This is a genomic window from Candidatus Dormiibacterota bacterium (genome assembly GCA_035635555.1).
In the GTDB taxonomy this organism is placed as follows: domain Bacteria; phylum Acidobacteriota; class Polarisedimenticolia; order Gp22-AA2; family Gp22-AA2; genus Gp22-AA3.
The window spans coordinates 66,083-82,839 of the sequence record DASQAT010000048.1 but is presented as its reverse complement, the minus strand read 5'-3'; the positions used below and the strand labels follow the sequence as shown (position 1 = coordinate 82,839).

Genomic DNA, 16,757 nt, shown 5'->3' with positions numbered 1-16,757 from the left:
TTAGCACCGTCGCTGGCGCGGCGCGCCGGGTCGCATTAGATTTTCCCGGGGGGTGTGTCATGACGGGACCCGTGCCCGACAAGAGGAAGGGAAAGCCGCGCATCCTGCGCCGGCTGCCGGTCCGCTTCGGCACCGACGCGAAGATGTGCGGCGGCGTCGTCTCGGACATCTCCGAGGGGGGCATGCGCATCGAGAGCCCCGAATCGTTCGCCGTCAACTCGGTGATCACGGTGTTCGTGCAGTTCCCGCGCCACTCCGTGCGCCTGCGGGTCCGGGTCATCTGGTGCAGCGCGGCCGGCGGCGGCGCGCCGATCATGGGGCTGGCGCTGACGCAGCCGGAGCCGACGCTCAAGCGCGCCTACGCCGAGTGGGTCGCGGAGGTCAAGCTGGCGGCCGCCGAGATACCGCCGGTCGACGCGCCGGCGGCGACGGCCCCGCCGCCCGAGGCACCCCGGCCCGAGCCGGCCCCCGCACCTCCGGCCGCGGCGCCGCCAGCAGCCGAGCCCAAGGGGCCGATCACGAGGCGGCTGGAGAGCCGGCAGGGGCAATCGTACGAGGCGATCCTCGAGCGCCAGCCGCAGGGATGGAACCTCACGATCGTGCAGCTTCCCCGCCAGCTCGGTGTGGGCGCCCCCGACTTCGTCGGCTCGTGCCCCGACTACGCCAGCGCCGAGAAGGCGCTGCGCGACTTCGTCCGCAGCCACTAATCCCCCGCCAGTCCCGCCCTGGCCAGCGCCGCGAGGTACTCCGCGGCGCGCGCGCGGTCGCCCGATCGCGACTCCAGGTCGGCCGACAGCAGCAGGAGCCGTCGATCATCCTCGCGCGCCTGTTGACCGGCGGTCCAGTCGCCCGTCGGCCCGCCCGCCAGGCGATCCAGGGCGCGGCCGGAGGCGTCGCGGCACACGTCGAGAGCCGCGCTGCTGCGTCCCAGGCGGACGAGGAGCCCGGCCATCTCCCGGGCGGTCACCGGGTCGTCCGGATCGATCTCGGAGGCGGTGGTGTAGAGCGGCAGCGCGGAGGACAACTCGTCCTGACGCACGTAGAACTGCGCCAGGGATCTCAGAAGACCGGTGTCGCGCGGAGACAGATGGAGCGCCTCGCTGTAGGACGCGACCGCTCGCGGGAAGTCCCCCTTCCGCTCGAACAGCCGGGCGCGGGCGTCGAGAAGGCGCGCGCTCCTCTCGCCGCCGCGGTACGCCGCGTCGAGATTCTCCTCGGCCTCCTTCACCCTCCCCTCCTCGAGCAGGAACGCCCCCTCCGCGGCGCGCGCCGGGAGATAGCCGGCATCCGCGGCCACAGCCCGCGCGTAGGCGGCGCGCGCCTCCTTCGCCTTCCCCTGCCGCTCGAGGGCGAGGGCGTAGCCGTACAGCACGGCGGCGCTGTCCGGCAGGCGGTCGAGGGCCCTCGCGTAGAAATATCCGGCCCCGACAGCGTCACCCGACACGCTGAAGAACTCCCCGAGGGCGATCTCGCGGATGGGCGGGCCGTGGAACGGCCGCTTCTCCAGCCGGCGGGCCAGGTCGTCGTAGGTCTCGCGGCGATCGTGGCCCGCCGGAAACGGACCTTCGTCGAGGCGCGCGGGGGACAGCAGGTCGGCGCGCAGGTAGACCGACGCGGCGGGGTCGAGATGGACGAGGACCCAGCCGTGACCGCGCGCCAGATAGGAAAGGAGCCTCTTCCCCTCGAGGGCGCGCTGGTGCGGCCAGAGGACGGCGGTGATCTGGTAGCGCCGCGCCGTCTCCTCGAAGGCGGCCGGGTCGGCGACCGCCCTCAGGTACGTCGGCAGGATGTCGTCCAGGTACGGATCGTTCCGTCCGTCGATGAACACGCCCCTCTCCCCGCGCCAGGCGTGGATCAGGTACCCGCCGACCGACAGGCTGTGGAACACGTTCCCCGGGATGCCGTCGTCGGACACGAACCGGGCCGACTCGTCCGGAAAGTAGTGCGGGATCTCCCCGGTGCCGAACCATCTCTCCGTCGGCTGCGCCATGAAGAAGCGGTTGGTGACGACCGCGGACGTCAGGGCCAGCGAGCCCGCGGCCAGGAGCGCGGGGGCGGCGATCCCGGCCGCGGCGCGTGCGCGCCTTCCGAGCTTCGAGGCGGCGGGCGCGAGGCGCCCGATCCACGCCCGCGCAGGCGACAGGAGCGCCGAGGCGTGCCGGGCCAGGACCGGGGCGGCCGCCAGCGCGAACAGCGGGATGTTGCGCCGCGCGCGCAGCGCCACGGCCAGGGTCGCGACCGTCACCAGGAGATCGAACGCTCGAACGCGGGGGAAGTCGGCGACGATCGCGAGGAGTGTTACGGCGGCCAGCACCACGAACGCCACGATCGACGGCGTCACGGGATCGCCGAAGAGCGGCGGCTGGAATTCCGCGATGGTGCGCGACAGCAGACTCTTTCCGCCCAAATGAACGAAGAACTGGTCGAACGGCAGCCGCAGGGCGGCGGCCCCGTAGGGGTTGACGAGCGACACCACCGACGCCGCGGCCAGCGCCAGAAGGAAATCGATCGGCCTGTCCGCGTCGGGGCGGCTCACGACGGCGCCCGGCGCGGCGCGGGTCCGGATGGACTCGATAAGCGCCGCGACCAGCGCCAGCGCGATCAAGACCGGCTCGAGAATGAACAGCCCTTGCAGGTTCACCCAGAGGATCTGAAGGGCCGGAAGGGCTGCGAACAGCAGGCGCGCCCGCGCCGGGCGCCCGCCGGCGTCGAGCGCCCTCTCCAGCACCGAGAGGACGGCCAGCATCAGCCCCCACGACACGATCTCCGGGCGCACGAGGAACCGCTCCTGGCAGGCCAGCGTCACCAGGAGCAGCACCGAGACGACCAGGGTGATGCCGGCGGCCCGCCGGCAGCGTCGGAACAGGAAGACGAACACGCCGAGGATCACCGCCGCCCGCAGCAGCTCCAGGGCGCGGGTTCCGCCCATCGCGTGCAGGAGCGACAGGCCGGTCTGGTACAGCCAGTGGACGTCGATCCAGCGGTGTCCGATCACCGTGTACGAGAAAGGGTCGGCGCGGGGGATCTGGCCGGTCCGCCGGATCCGATCCCCCGTCTCGAGGTGCCAGTAGAGGTCGGTGTCGGTCAGGCAGGTCGTGCAGAGGGCCAGGATCAGAAGGAACAACGCCGCGACGGCGGCGCCTATCGCCGCCGTCACCGCCCGCGCGCGCCTCTCCGGCCGTGCGTCGCCGGGTGCCGCGACTCCTGCCGTTCCGCTGTCTCCGTCCATGCCTCCGGCCGCCCCCGGGAGTCCCCGGGGGTGTGATAGCGTAGCAGGTTCGTCGCGCGCCTCATCCTCCGGAGGTCGAAGATGCCTGAACGCGGGTCGCTGGACGCGCTCTTCTGGAAGGCCCTTCTTGTCGCGGGCGCCCTGTGGCTGCTCTATCTGTGCCTCGACATCGTTCTGCTGACGCTGAGCGCCCTCGTCCTCGCCGCCGCCATCCTTCCGCTGGCCGACTCTCTTCAGAAACGCCGGGTGCCGCGCGCCGTGACGGTGTGCGGCCTGTACGCGATCGGTCTCGGCGTCCTGACGCTCCTGGTCGCCCTGCTCGTGCCGGTGGTCGGCGAGCAGGCGCAGATCCTGTCCCAGCGGCTGCCCCAGTTCTACCAGACGCTGAACGGGTGGATCGCCTCCGCGCGGATCGGTCTCGGACGATTCAGCGGCAGCCGTGCCTTCGAGCTGCCGCCCATCGGCCTGGAGAGGATCGGACCGCTCGCGCAGACGCTCGTCGAGCGCTCGCTGCAGGCGACGCGCGGTCTGTTCACGGGCGCTTTCGCCGCCCTCCTCGTCCTGTTCGTGGCGGGTTACGTCGTCGTCGATCGCCGGCGGCTCGCGGACGGGCTTCTGCGCTTCGTCCCGCGCCCGTCACGCGCGCGCACGGCGAAGGTCGCGACGGACGTCATGCGCCGCATGGGAGGGTACATCCGGGGACAGATGATCGTCAGCGCCTGCACCGCAGTCATCCTGACGGTCGGCCTCACGCTGATCGGCTTCGAGGCCCCGCTCCTCATCGGCGTCCTGACGGGGGCGCTCAACTTCGTCCCCTATCTGGGATCGACGGTGTCGTTCATCCTGGCGATCCTGCTGGCGCTCAACTCGTCGGTCTTCACGATCGTCGGGGTGGTGGCCGTATTCGTGATCGAGCAGTTCCTGGAGGGGAATTTCCTGGTCCCCTATTTCACCGGGCGGCAGGTCGAGCTGCACCCGCTTGCCGTCCTCGCCGCCCTCATCGTCGGCGCCAACCTTGCGGGGGTGCTCGGCGCGCTCGTCGCCGTGCCGCTGACCGCGGGCATCGACGCCGTCCTGCAGGACGTTTACCTGAAGGCGATCGAGCAGAAGAACGTGGGGTGAAGAACCCTTGGCGATCTGGTTGGCGGAGGGAGCAGGATTCGAACCTGCGGGGGTTTCCCCCAACGGTTTTCAAGACCGCCGCCTTAAACCGCTCGGCCATCCCTCCGTGCGGCCCATTATACCGGTGGCACCGTCATGAGCCCCGCGGTCGACCTGATCGGCCTGCTGGTCGTCCTTCTGGCGATCGCCTGCACCGTCCTCTTCCTGCTGACCCGCCTGCGCCTGCCACCGGTCGTCGGGTACCTCGTTTCGGGTGTCGTGTTCGGTCCGTACGGCCTCGGTCTCATCTCCGGGAGCGACCCGGTGCGCCACCTGGCGGAGATCGGCGTCCTGCTCCTCATGTTCACCCTAGGGCTGGAGTTCGACACGACGTCGTTCCGGCGCTTCCGGGACGTCGTGCTGGGCGGGGGGAGCCTGTCGATTCTCCTGACGCTGGTGACGGCCATGGTGGCGGGGGCGTTCCTGGGCTGGCCGCTGCGGACCGCCTTCTTCCTGGGCTGCATCATGGCGCTCAGCAGCACGGCCGTGGTGCTCAAGAGCCTGATGCAGCACGGGCTGCTGGACACGCTCCCGGGGCGGCTGACGGTCGGCATCCTGATCCTGCAGGACCTGAGCGTCGTGCCGATGATGATCCTCCTGCCGATCGGCGGCGGCTCGGCGGCCGGCGTGGCCCTCGCGCTCGCCGGCGCCGTGGGGCGCGCCGCCCTGCTGCTCGGATTGACGTTCCTCCTGATGCAGTACATCATGCCCCGCCTGCTTCAAGTGATCGCCTCCGCGCGCAGCCCCGAGCTCCTGCTCCTGTCGACGCTGACGACCTGTTTCGGGATGGCATGGCTCAGCCACCTGATGGGGGTGTCGTACGCCCTCGGCGCGTTCCTGGCCGGTCTCATCCTGGGCGGCAGCGAGTACGCGCAGCAGATGACCGCCGACCTCGCGCCGTTCCGCGAGGTGCTGTCGGGGATCTTCTTCGTCGCCATGGGGATGCTGCTCAACCCCGCCTTCGCCTTCGAAAACTGGGTCCCGGTCACGGTGGTGCTGGCGATCATCCTGGTGGGCAAGACGGCGATCACGACGGCGGCGGTAGCCGGCTTCGGCTACCCGCTGCCGGTGGCGTTGCAGGTCGGGATCAACCTGGCGCAGATCGGGGAGTTCTCCTTCCTGATAGCGCTGCTCGGCCTGCAGAACGGTCTGATCACCCAGGACTTCTACCAGGTCGCCATCGCCGCCTCGGTCGTCTCGATGATCGTGGCGCCGGTCGCGACGCGGCTGTCCTCGTCGATCGCCTCCGCCGCGGCGCGCGCCACTGATGGTCTCGTGCTGCCGTGGGCCCGCGTGACACGCGCCGTCGAGCCGGAGCCCGAGCCGATCGCCCCGGATGAAGGGCACATCGTCATCCTCGGTTACGGCACGGTGGGGCGGACTCTCGGGGAGGTCCTGGTGACCCACAAGATTCCGTTCGTCGCGCTCGAGATCGACCCGATCCTGGTGGGCCAGGCGCGGCGCGCCGGCCACCCGGTGCGCTACGGCGACGCGGGCAGCGAGGAGATGCTGCGCCGCGCCGGCCTCCCCCGCGCCCGCACGCTGGTCGTCACCCTCCCCGACCACATCCTCGAGCGCGCTGTCATCCGGACGGCCCGCCGTCTCAACCCCGACATCCACATCCTGGCGCGCGGCCGCCGCGGCGCCGAGGACGAGGAGCTGTACCGCGACGGGGCCGACGAGGTCGTGCACGAGGCGTTCGAGGTCGGAATCGAGTTCCTGGCCCGCATCCTGCGCCGTCTGAATATTCCGAAGCAGGCGATCGAGCGCCAGCTCGGCCGCCTGCGCGGCGGGCGCTACGAGATCTTCCGGCGGGAGGACTTCACGCCGATGCCGCTGGGAGACGTGCGCAGGAGCTTCGACGCGCTGCGCGTCGAGTTCCTGGAGATCCCGCCCGGCTCGCCGCTCGTCGGCAAGAGCCTGCGCGACGCCGGCGTCCGCGAGGCCACCGGGGCGCTCATCCTGGCGGTCGTCCGCGAGGGGCGTGTCATCGCCTCGCCCGAGGCCTGGTTCGTCCTGCAGGAGAAGGACACTATCCTGGTCTCCGGAGCGGGCGAGCAGGTGGCGGAGGTCGAAAGCCTGGTCAGTCCAGACCCGCGTGGAGCGGGAGCGCCCACCACTGGCGCGTAGGCTCCCAATCGCGTCCGCACTCCTCCGAAAGCCCCCCAGCGACGGCCTCGATCGGAACCTGCAAGGAGTCAGAAGGGGTCAGAAGTGCGCTTGACAGTCAGAATCACAGAGCGTATATGAATAGCATATTAATCAGGTTGTCCCTAACTCAGTCACGCCCCTCCGCCGGATCGCAAGAATCGAGCCGGGTCGCAGTGGGGGATCTTATTCGCCCACGTAGGACTCAGCTCAGGGGTCGAATTTGTCCTCTCTCGTTATTGGCTTCCGCGCTCGTTCCGGTGAAATGGGGAGTCTTTTATTCCGCGGCAACTATCCTCGCGGCTCACTCAGGGAATAGCCGTGATCGCACCTTCGAGGACAAAGTGCACCCTGGGCACCCTCGTCCTGGGTCTGTCCCTGATCCTGGCCGGACCGGTCCTATTAGTATGGTCCTCAAGGATCCAGCCCTTCGCCTCGGCGGGTGACAACTCGCCCGACGTGGGATTGGATCAGGTCGAGGCCCGCAAGATAGCCAACCTTGGACTGCCGCATGCCACGCTGAGACCCGAGGGGCTCTCCCCCTTCGGACAGGCCTTCAAGAACGGGCCCGCACGTGTTCCGGGTGACGCCGCGGGGTTTTTGCGACTGAACCTCGGCGACCTCGATCCGAAGAATCCCGCGGCTCTTCTGTCCGTCCTGCCGGGCGGCCTCCGGTTGGCGAAACCCGAGGTCGTGGACCTGGGCGCGAAAGGAAACCTGGCGCCCGGCTTGAACCACCTGATGCTGAGGCAGGACACCATCGCAGTCAAGTCGCTGGACGCCGTCCTCGAGGGCATCCGCGAATCGGCGCGCATCGTCGGCTACGGCCCGAACTCCACTCTGTTGGTCTACCTGGAGGCCAACCAGATCGGCCACCTGCGCCAGAACCCGGACGTTGGCTTTTTCTACGCCGTGCCTCCGGGAGACAAGATCTCGCTCGATACCGGTCGACGGCCGCTCATCGAGAGGGCCCGCGCGACCGATCCAAACCTGCTGCTCGAGGTGGCCCTGGTGCCGGGATGCAAGTTTCCCGACGTGCGGCAGGCGATCGCCCGTGTTCCGGGCGTCGTGGATGTCTCCGACTATGGCCCGGCGGAGTCGGCGCTTCTGGTGCGGGCGGACTACAAGTGCCTCGGGAGGCTGGCGCGGATCCGCGAGGTCCTCAACATCCAGGAAAGCCTGGAAATGATGGACACGAACGCCAAAAACGCGCCGACACTCCAGACCGGATCGCTGCAGGAATCGAACGGCTCCCGCCCGTTCGACGATCTCGGCGTGGACGGTGGCGGGGTCGACACGAACGGCGATGGCCAGAGGATTAACAACGGCAGCGATACGGTCCCGCCGCAGCTCGTCGGTGTCATCGACAACGGGATCAGCGCCGACACGCCGAGCTTCTCTCAGACGGCGACGCAGGTTACCGACCTGACGCATCCGTTCGGCCCGGCGCACCGCAAGGTCCACTCGATCATTCCGGTGCGAGACAACGGCAGCGACTGTGACTCGATCTTGAGCGGCGGAGGCAGCCACGGAAACATTGTCGCCAGCGTCATCGCCGCCAACCCGAGCCAGGTCGGGGCGTTCTTGACCAAGATCCATAGAAAGGACGCGGACACGTCCTCTGCGCGCAACGCCAATCTGGACGGCGTGGCGCGCGGGGCGCGCATCATCGTGTCGGACATCGCCGACAGCGGCCGCTGCACTTTCAATTCATTGGTTGAGCGCGGCGGCAACGTCGATCCCGGCAGCCTGGCGACCCGCTTGGCGGAGCTTATCTGCCCCAAGACTGGCGGCACCGGCGCCTGCGCCGGGATCACCGGCGGCGGCGCCGACGTGCACCTGGCTGTGACGCCGTTCGGCGCCCCGGACAACTTCTCGACTGTCCAGTTCCAGCGGAACGACGGCACCTACCCCCAGCAGTCGGCCGACATCGACACCTTCCTGTACAACAACCGCGACTTCCTTGTGTTCGGGCCGGCCGGCAACAGCGGCGCGCTGATCGAGGCAACTCGGCCCGAATTCTGGAGACCCCGGGTCATCCCAGATTTTTTCAATGGCACGAACACGGACGACTGCCCGGTGCCCTGTCCCTCCACTTTCATTCCCAGGCCGATCCAGATCCCGCCCCCCTCGACGGCCAAGAACATCGTCACAGTGGGGGCCACCCGTTCCGACGAGATGACCTTGCAACCCTTCGCCGAATCCGACAACCTGGCGAACATGGCGACCTTCTCGTCCCGCGGTCCCGCCACCCCGGAGTCCCTGAGGATGGCCCCGATCATCGTCGCCCCCGGCAGCGACCTGATCCCGGGGTTCGAGGCCGCCTCGATGGCCGCCTTCAGGAGCCGCGACAACGACAACGTGGGCCCGGTGGACGCCGAGCTCGACGAGGGGAACTTCGGGACCTCTTTCGCCGCCGCCGCGGTCACCGGCGCCGCGGCCCTCGTCCGCGACTACTTCGCACAGGGCCTGTACCCCAGCGGCGAGCGCCTCGCCGTCAACCGTGTCCCGAACGTCTCGGGGGCACTGGTGAAGGCCGCCCTCGTGGCCTCGGCGAGGTTCACGACGAACATCCGCAGGCCGGGCGAGACCGAGAAATCCGAGTCGGACAGGACTCTGCGCCGGACGCGCTCCTTCGACGTCGGTACCATCAATGGCATCCCGATCGGAATCATGGGGAACAGCGAGCAGGGGTACGGCCGCGTGGTCCTGACGAACGTCCTGCCCCTGCCGAACTGGTCGGACAGCTTCCGTCTCGGCGGTGTCGGCAAGACCGGCAACCGCTGGACGGCCGGCAACACCCCGCCGGGGCCGGCGCACTGGGAACACCCGGCGCAGGGTCTTCTGGTCTGGGACGACATCGCTACGGCCGAGCCTGCCATCGACAACCTGCGTACATCCCAGGTGCACACTTTCCGGGTGGCCAGCCCGGTGACGGTCGGCGCGCCCGGCGCGGGCCTGGCCGCAGGCCGGGGGCAGGTGCGCGTCGCTCTCGCCTGGACCGATCCCCCCTCCGCCCCCGGCTCGGGCGGATCTCTGGTGAACGACCTCGATCTCGTCCTCGAGGGACCGGGCCCGGACAACTGTCTGTTCGCCGGTGACACCCGCCCGGACGGTGCCGTCTGTGGCGTCGGCACGGATGCCGATAACCGCTTCTATGACGGGAACAATTATCCCGGCACGCAGAACCCCTTCCGCGACCAATGGTCCAAGGTGAGGGTGGTCGGACAGGCTGAAGTCCACGACAGGCGGAATCCACAGGAGGGGATCCACCTGAGTTTCGACCCGAACAATGACACCAGCGCAGCCGACTCTCCAATTTTCGTGGGCACCTGGCGCGTCACCGTCAAAAGGGGACAGGGCGGAGCGACCCCGGGCTCGATCACGATCACCGGACCGAACGAGGATGCCAACGGCAACCGCCGCCTGGACGCAGGCGAAGACGGCAACGGGAACGGTCTCCTGGACCTGGGCGGGCAGACTTATGCCCTCGTGGTTGCCGGGCCGGTGTATTTGGCCGAAGCCGCTCCGTCACGGGGCCCGTCGCTGTTCCCGCAGAGCTCTATTTCGCTGGATAGGGTCATGTACGCGTGTGATGGCGCCGCGGTTGCGGCCATCCTCGACACGACCGGAGCCGGCGCCGGCCGATCAAGCGGCTCCACCACCTTCTCCGTGCGGAACGCCGCCGGCGCTATCGTGGACACCGAGAGCGGCATCGCCTTCGCCTCCGCCGCGACCCCGGGATCGAGCACATCGTCGGAGGTGCCGGTGCGCCTGCTCCAGTCCCCCGTCCCGGGCAATGGCATCCTCGAGGCCGACACCGGAATGACGGTCGTCGCCACCTACGCTCCGGCCGGTCAGCCGGCAGTCACGGCCTCGGCCCGAGTCGAATGCTCACCCGATTTCGTGCCCGGCTTCTTCGCCATTCTGGGGAACAACGTCATCGGTCCGCAGACTTCCGTCGCCGGCGGCTGCGACAACGACGAGTACCTCGACGCCGGTGAAGTCCTGACCTACGGAATCGCTTTGAGCAACCGTGGGCGGAGCAGCATGCTCGACTCCTCGTCGGATGACTACCCCGGCGTCGTCGCCACGCTGACACCCTCCGGGCCTGGTGCACAGGCTATCCAGGTCCTCGACTCACCTCTGAACCTCGGTCGTGTGCCGGAGGGCGCCGTGCAGGGAGCCTACTTCCATGTCGTCGTCAACCAGACGGCCGCCAACGGGCTAAGCATTGCCAATCGCCAGGTCACCATGACGCTGACGCTGGATTCCCTGAACAAGGGGCGGCGGATCGACCGGCAGTCCTACGCGTTCACGAACGTCATAAACGCTGACCGCGACACGCGGCGCTACTCCACCGATTTTCCGGCCGGCGGCCGCCAGGTGCGCGACCTGAACCGCAACCTGATCATCGATCGTCCCGACATCATCGACCCGGTCAGGCTTTTTGTCCTGCCGGACGAGGACGTCACGTTCTCGAGCATGTTCGTGCTCGGCGCGGACAACCCCTCCACACTGACGGTCGCGGCGGAGATGGTCAGCAACACTCTCGGCGAGGATCTGAACAACAACGGCCTCCTGGACGCGAACGAGCGGGACATCATCCCCAACGGCCTCCTGGACCGCGGCATCCTGTTCTCGGTGACAGGGCCGTCGAGCGGCGACAAGGTTCCCTGGAACTTCGACAGCACCAACGGCGGCTGGGTGCCGATCAGACACCCACAGAGCAATGCGGGGTCAATCTCCGCCAACCCGATGTGGGAGTGGAAGACGAACGGCCTGTGCGGCTTCCAAACTTCGGGGGGTGGGCTGAATCATTACGGCATCTGGCACACGGGCGACGGCGACCCGAGCACGCCCTCCGGCGGCGCCACCGCCTGTGACAACTACAACGTTCCGAACGACCCGAACACCGAGAATCGTGTCGAGCTGGTCATGGACGTGCTGCACTCCCCAATCATCGCGAAGGTCAACCAACTCCCGGACGCACGCGGCTTCGGATACGGCGTCGAGTTTCAGCGCCTGGCCATGAACATCAACGATGAGGTGACGGGTAGCTATTATGCCCAGTTAGGCATCACCATCGACAACAACCTGGATGAGGACAGCACCATCAGCCTCCTGGGCCAGGAGCTGGACATTTATTACGCACTCCAAGGCGGCTGGCCAACCAGCATGTTCGCCTTCTCGTGGTACTACGGGATTGGCCCGGACACTATCTTCCCGTACCAGAGGACGTTCGGCCCGTTCAGCGACGCCAACGGCGGCACGCCCTTCGACGGCGGCAGCGAGACCGGATTCTCCGGCTACATTTCTGTCCCGGGCCGCACCTCTCCCATCCCGACGGCGCACCCGGACTACCTGAAGTTCCCGCAGGCGGCCTCTACCGTTCCGGGCGTCTGCAGCGGCGGCACGAACCCCGGAGGTCTGTGCGAGACGAGCGCGAACTGCACCGGCAACGGTACCTGTACGCTGGAAGGAATCAATAACCCCGGGCCGGTGCGGAATTTCGAGGCGACTTTGGTCGGTTACGAAGGAGGGTTTCAGGTCGAGACCCTGCTCGGCAGAGCGGCCCCCGAGACCCTGATCGGTTTCGAAGCGGGCGTCAATCCCGGCCCGAGCGTGGGCAACCGCTGGGCGATCGCCTTGGGATTCTCCAGCAACGAGTCGGCGGCTCTCCTCACCGACTACGGATTCGGTGTGGACGACGTGGTTTTCGAGTGGGATGAGTTCCACCCCCTGGACGAGTCCTCCTTCAACCCGGCGCACATGCCTGCCTGCAGCCGGTTCGGCACGCCGGGGAATCCCGCGGGCGGACAGTGCGCCACGATCGCCGTGGATCGCACGAACCTGTACGAGTGCGAAGAGTCGGTCCAGATCAGCGTGGTGGATCCGAAGCTGCCCGGGGGCACGCCGAGCGTCCAGGTGATGATCGTAACCGAGAGCGACGCCGATCTGTTCTCCACCGCGCGATTCACCGTCCTCAAGCCGAACGCCAAGCGCTACACCCTGCCTGCCGTGTCTGGACAACCGGGGCTGTTCCGGAGCAACGTAGTCTTCTCGGGCACCTCGAACACGCCCGACAATGTCTTCGTCGTTCCGGGCAACGACAGACAGTTCATCGTCTACTACCTCGACCCGAACTGCGACGGCGATCATGACGGTCAGGCGGGCGAGTCCCAGTTCGACAACCTCGACGGTGATGGGGTCAACACTGCGGTCGACGACTGTCCCCTCATCTACAACCCGCTGCAGGAGGACGGGGATGGCGACGGCATCGGCAATCTATGCGACAACTGTGTGAACGTCGCCAACCCCGGCCAGGAAGACGCCAACGCGGACGGTGTCGGCGATGCCTGCGAGCTCGACGACGTGGATGGCGACGGCGTGGACAACGCCTCCGACAACTGCCCCGACCTGTATAACGCCAGCCAGGAGGGCCACTGCATCGGTGGGATACTCGGCCCCTGTCTCCTCGACACCGATTGCGGCGGCGGCACCTGCGACCTGACCCGGGGCTTCGAGTGCTTCGGCCTGGACGACCTGGACGCCGACGGAATTTTCGACATCAGCGACAACTGCGTGCTGACGGCCAACGGCGACCAGAAGGACCGGGACGGTGACCACCTGGGCAATGCCTGCGACGGAGACTGTCTGGGGGTCGCCCTCGTCCGCCTGTGCGGCAACGCGCCTCTGATCTCCTGTACCAGCAGCACCGACTGCCCGGCGGGCGGAATCTGCCAGACGGCGGTGCACCACAGCCCGTCGCAGGACTGCTCGGTGGTTGACGACGACGCCGACGCCGACGGGATAGAGGATGCCCTCGACGACTGCCCCGACGTCTACAACCCGACGATCATTCCGGGCACGAAGCGGCAGCTCGACAGCGACCGCGACGGTCTGGGCGACGCCTGCGACTCGGCCGGCTCGTTGGACGACGATTTCGACGGCGTGCCGGATGATCTCGTTGCCTTTTCGGGCATCGTCTCCTGCCAGCAGCTTCCGCTCGCGAAATTTTCCATCCTGCAGGCCAGTTACCAGGACATCGATGGTGATCACGACGCCTTCCCTGACACCGGAGAGACTGGGCTGGTGACGGTCCGCATCCAGAACACCGGTCAGGCCCTGACTGGAGCAAGCTTCACACTGCATTCGGCGGACCCTAACGTGGCCTGCATCACCTTCCCGAGGGTCGTGGTCGGGTCGGTGCCCGCAGCGGCGACCGTGGAGGTGGGAAGCCTGACGCCGCTCGTGGCCGGATCGAGCTTCACATTCCAAACGAGCGACACCATGCAGAGCACGCAGTCGAGCACGGCCCATATCAACCTCTGCGTCACGGCGAACTCCAACGAGGTCCTGGGAGGTACCGCCTGTTTCAGTCTCCCTGCCGACCTGGACATTCCGGTCGGAGGGCGGACCTTCATAGCCGGCCCGGACGGCATCCCTGGAACTGGCGACGACGGCACGCTGCGCGAGACTTTCGATTCGGACCGCGACGGCGACGGCGTGTTCTCGACCGCTGACACGTTTCGTCTCTTGGATGCCGGCACCGGCGTGATCGGCCACGGCTCCTATATGCATGGCAGCGCGACCGGCGTCGGCACAAACGTCCTGACCGGCAAGGCCTGCGGCGGATTCACCACGCCGGCCGAAGGGAATCCGACCTGCATCCTCGATCCGGACTTCCCGATGGACTGGCATTTCCACTGCCCGCCGACGGCCATGAACTGCCCGAACACGGAAAGTGGAGGCTTCGGAGGCACCGCCCAGACGGGATGCGTCGGCGGCTGCTCGTACGACACCCCGGCCGACGGACAGAAGGCGTTCTCGCCTCCCAACTCGTTGCACATGGGGGCGCACTTCGACAACAACTCGTTCGCCGTCGGCGATACGACGCACTTGCGCACCTTGCAGGCGCTCGTCTCGAATCCGATCAACCTGGCCCTGATCCCGCGTGACGGGAACGACTTCAAGCTGTCCTTTTGGCACATCGTCGCCCTGGCGACCGGCGGAACATTGCTGGACGTGTGCCTCGACTGCGCCCAGGTCCAGGTGCAGACCGACCTCGACCCCAGTCCAGCCAGGGACGACTGGGGCTCCTGGGACACGCTCGTGCCGTTCCAGAACGTCTACGAAAACACCGTCCCGGCCTGGAGCGTGTTCGGCGCCAACTACTGTGAGTTGACTCCGACCGACACGGGCACAGCGCCACCCGCCCCGCGCGGGGTGCACGAGACGATGTGCTTCAGCTCGAAAGCCTGGTCGCAGTGCGGAAGCGTCGCCGGCACAACAGCGGACCAGACCTTCACGTGCTCAGGCGGCGTCGTCGAGCCCTCGGGGAAGGGCGTCTGGGTCCAATCGAAGTTCAACCTGGACGGCTTCCTCGGTCAGAGGATACGAATCCGCTGGATTGCCGCCAGCTGGGGGAAAGACTGCTCCTCGTACTTTGAATGCGGAACCAGCGCCCCTGGCGTCGCTGGCTGGTGGCTCGACAACATCGACATCACCGGCGTCGTCACGTCGCAAGTGGCGCCAGTTCCAGATCTGAAGGCTGCGCCACCAACAGTCTGCCCAGCCACCACGGCCGATGACTGCAACGAGAGCGCCGCCGGCACTGACAAAGGCACTTTGCCGCAGATCAAGACGACCGATCTCAACAACAACGTGTTCGGAGCGAGCCTGGTGCCGGTTGCAGGCCAGTCGATCCTCGTCTCGGCAGTCGACTCGAGCCTGCCGGGTGGCTGCGCCGACGGCGGGGCGCAATTCGAGTTCGGCAAGAACGGTGTCGTGGTGCAGGAATGGAGCGGCAAGGCGTCCTTCCTGGACACTCCGACGGAGTACAGCCCCACGTACTCGGTCAGGGTCCGCTGCAGCTCGGACACCAGCTGCACCAGTCTCACCCCAAAAACGATCAAGCTGGCGATCTACGCCGGAGCCAACGCCGAATCGGACGGTGACATTGTCTTCGGGACGCAAGCGAACTCCTACGACCGCAACGCGGGCGTCCTGTATGACAGGGCGGCCCGGACGACAACTCTGAATCTGGTGTCTCCGGCCGGGTTCGGTCCGGTGGATGTCTACAAGGGGACCATCACGTCGATGGGTCTCGGCAACGGATTCGTGGCGCCCGGCCCCCCTTCGGGCTGGCAGCACGTTGCCACCACCTGCTTCCGCAACAACCTGTCCGTGGTCGCCACGAACGCCACGACCGGCGCTCTCAACCAGATCGACGACCAGGACCCGACCCACGGTGCCGCGACGTTCTACGTGGCGAACGCGGCGACGGCAGGTGATGTCAACGGGGCCCTTGGGTGCGTCAACCCCGGCAGGTGCATTTTCGGTTCGACGCCGAGCGCGCCATGCGCCACGAACGCCAATTGCGGCGCAGGCGGTACCTGCCTGAACCTCGGTCAAGCTGGGGTTGGACCGCTTCAGAACAACCCGCTCACCACGGGCTTCGGTTGCCCGACCGCCAACGCTTCACCATACAGGGTGAACAGCTCGGCGGCGCCAGGATCGGCGACCTCCTGCCAGCCTTGACGGGATGATTCGGCAGGGAAGGCCGGCTCCGCGCTTCCGGAGCCGGCCCGACAATCAGGTGCCAGGAAGAAGGACCTATCTAACTGTGAAGTTGCCGCCGAGGATCGTGCGGACAGCGGAGCCGCCTCCCGAGCAGAGGACGTCGATCTCCAGCACGTCATCCGACCCGCCGCTGCCGTTGTCCGTGACCGTGAAATTGATGGGACACCCGATGAAGAGATCCGGCAAGCGATTGTCAAAGATGACAATCCCGCCCGCGTGTGCCACGTTTCCCGCCACCTCCAGCTTGGTCAGCCGGATCACCTGGGTCCAGCCCGCGAGGTCCGGAACGACGGGCGTCGGCGGCACGAGGTCCAGGAGGTAGACCAGCGGCCAGACCGACATGCTGCCTCTCACGACGCCATTCTCGTCCGTGGCGGCATTGATCGTCACCTGATCGATGGCTGCCGGCGGATCGAGGGTGAAGACCGCATGCCCACGCACCTCGTGCACCGGTTGCCCGGCCATGGTCTGACTGGACACCACGAGGAGCGCGCCGAGGACTGCCGACAGGGCCCGTACAGCTCTCTTCATTCCTGCAGACATACCCACCTCCCTGACTGTTGATGATCCATAATTAAGGATCGAGTTGACTGCCTACCGGTCCACCATCCATTCGCGGAGACTCTGAAGCAGG

The 16,757-nt window shown here is 67.4% G+C and carries 6 protein-coding genes and 1 tRNA gene; 4 read left to right on the top strand and 3 right to left on the bottom strand.

The window, feature by feature from the left end; genetic code table 11:
* Positions 1-59: 59 nt before the first annotated feature.
* Complete coding sequence (locus tag VEW47_14890) at positions 60-707, top strand: PilZ domain-containing protein (protein ID HYS06469.1); 648 nt, start codon at positions 60-62, stop codon at positions 705-707.
* On the opposite strand, the gene VEW47_14885 is transcribed toward VEW47_14890, so the two are convergent.
* Complete coding sequence (locus VEW47_14885; protein HYS06468.1) at positions 704-3,229, bottom strand: tetratricopeptide repeat protein; 2,526 nt, start codon at positions 3,227-3,229, stop codon at positions 704-706. The genes VEW47_14890 and VEW47_14885 overlap by 4 nt on opposite strands.
* An 81-nt stretch (positions 3,230-3,310) precedes the next feature.
* On the opposite strand from VEW47_14885, the gene VEW47_14880 reads away from it, so the two are divergent.
* On the top strand, positions 3,311-4,351 hold the full coding sequence (locus VEW47_14880) for an AI-2E family transporter (GenBank protein HYS06467.1): 1,041 nt from the start codon (positions 3,311-3,313) through the stop codon (positions 4,349-4,351).
* A 20-nt stretch (positions 4,352-4,371) separates the two neighbouring features.
* Here the strand turns inward: VEW47_14880 and VEW47_14875 are convergent.
* Positions 4,372-4,457: transfer RNA gene (locus tag VEW47_14875), tRNA-Ser, on the bottom strand.
* Positions 4,458-4,486: 29 nt separating this feature from the next.
* On the opposite strand from VEW47_14875, the gene VEW47_14870 reads away from it, so the two are divergent.
* Together VEW47_14870 and VEW47_14865 are read left to right on the top strand one after the other, a co-directional pair.
* Positions 4,487-6,520, top strand: a complete 2,034-nt coding sequence (locus VEW47_14870; GenBank protein HYS06466.1) for a cation:proton antiporter — start codon at positions 4,487-4,489, stop codon at positions 6,518-6,520.
* Between the two features lie 339 nt (positions 6,521-6,859).
* Entirely contained in the window at positions 6,860-16,081 is a 9,222-nt protein-coding gene (locus tag VEW47_14865; GenBank protein ID HYS06465.1) for a S8 family serine peptidase, read from the top strand.
* A gap of 75 nt (positions 16,082-16,156) precedes the next feature.
* Here VEW47_14865 and VEW47_14860 read toward each other — a convergent pair whose 3' ends face one another.
* Positions 16,157-16,654, bottom strand: a complete 498-nt coding sequence (locus VEW47_14860; protein ID HYS06464.1) for a hypothetical protein — start codon at positions 16,652-16,654, stop codon at positions 16,157-16,159.
* Positions 16,655-16,757: the final 103 nt, after the last annotated feature.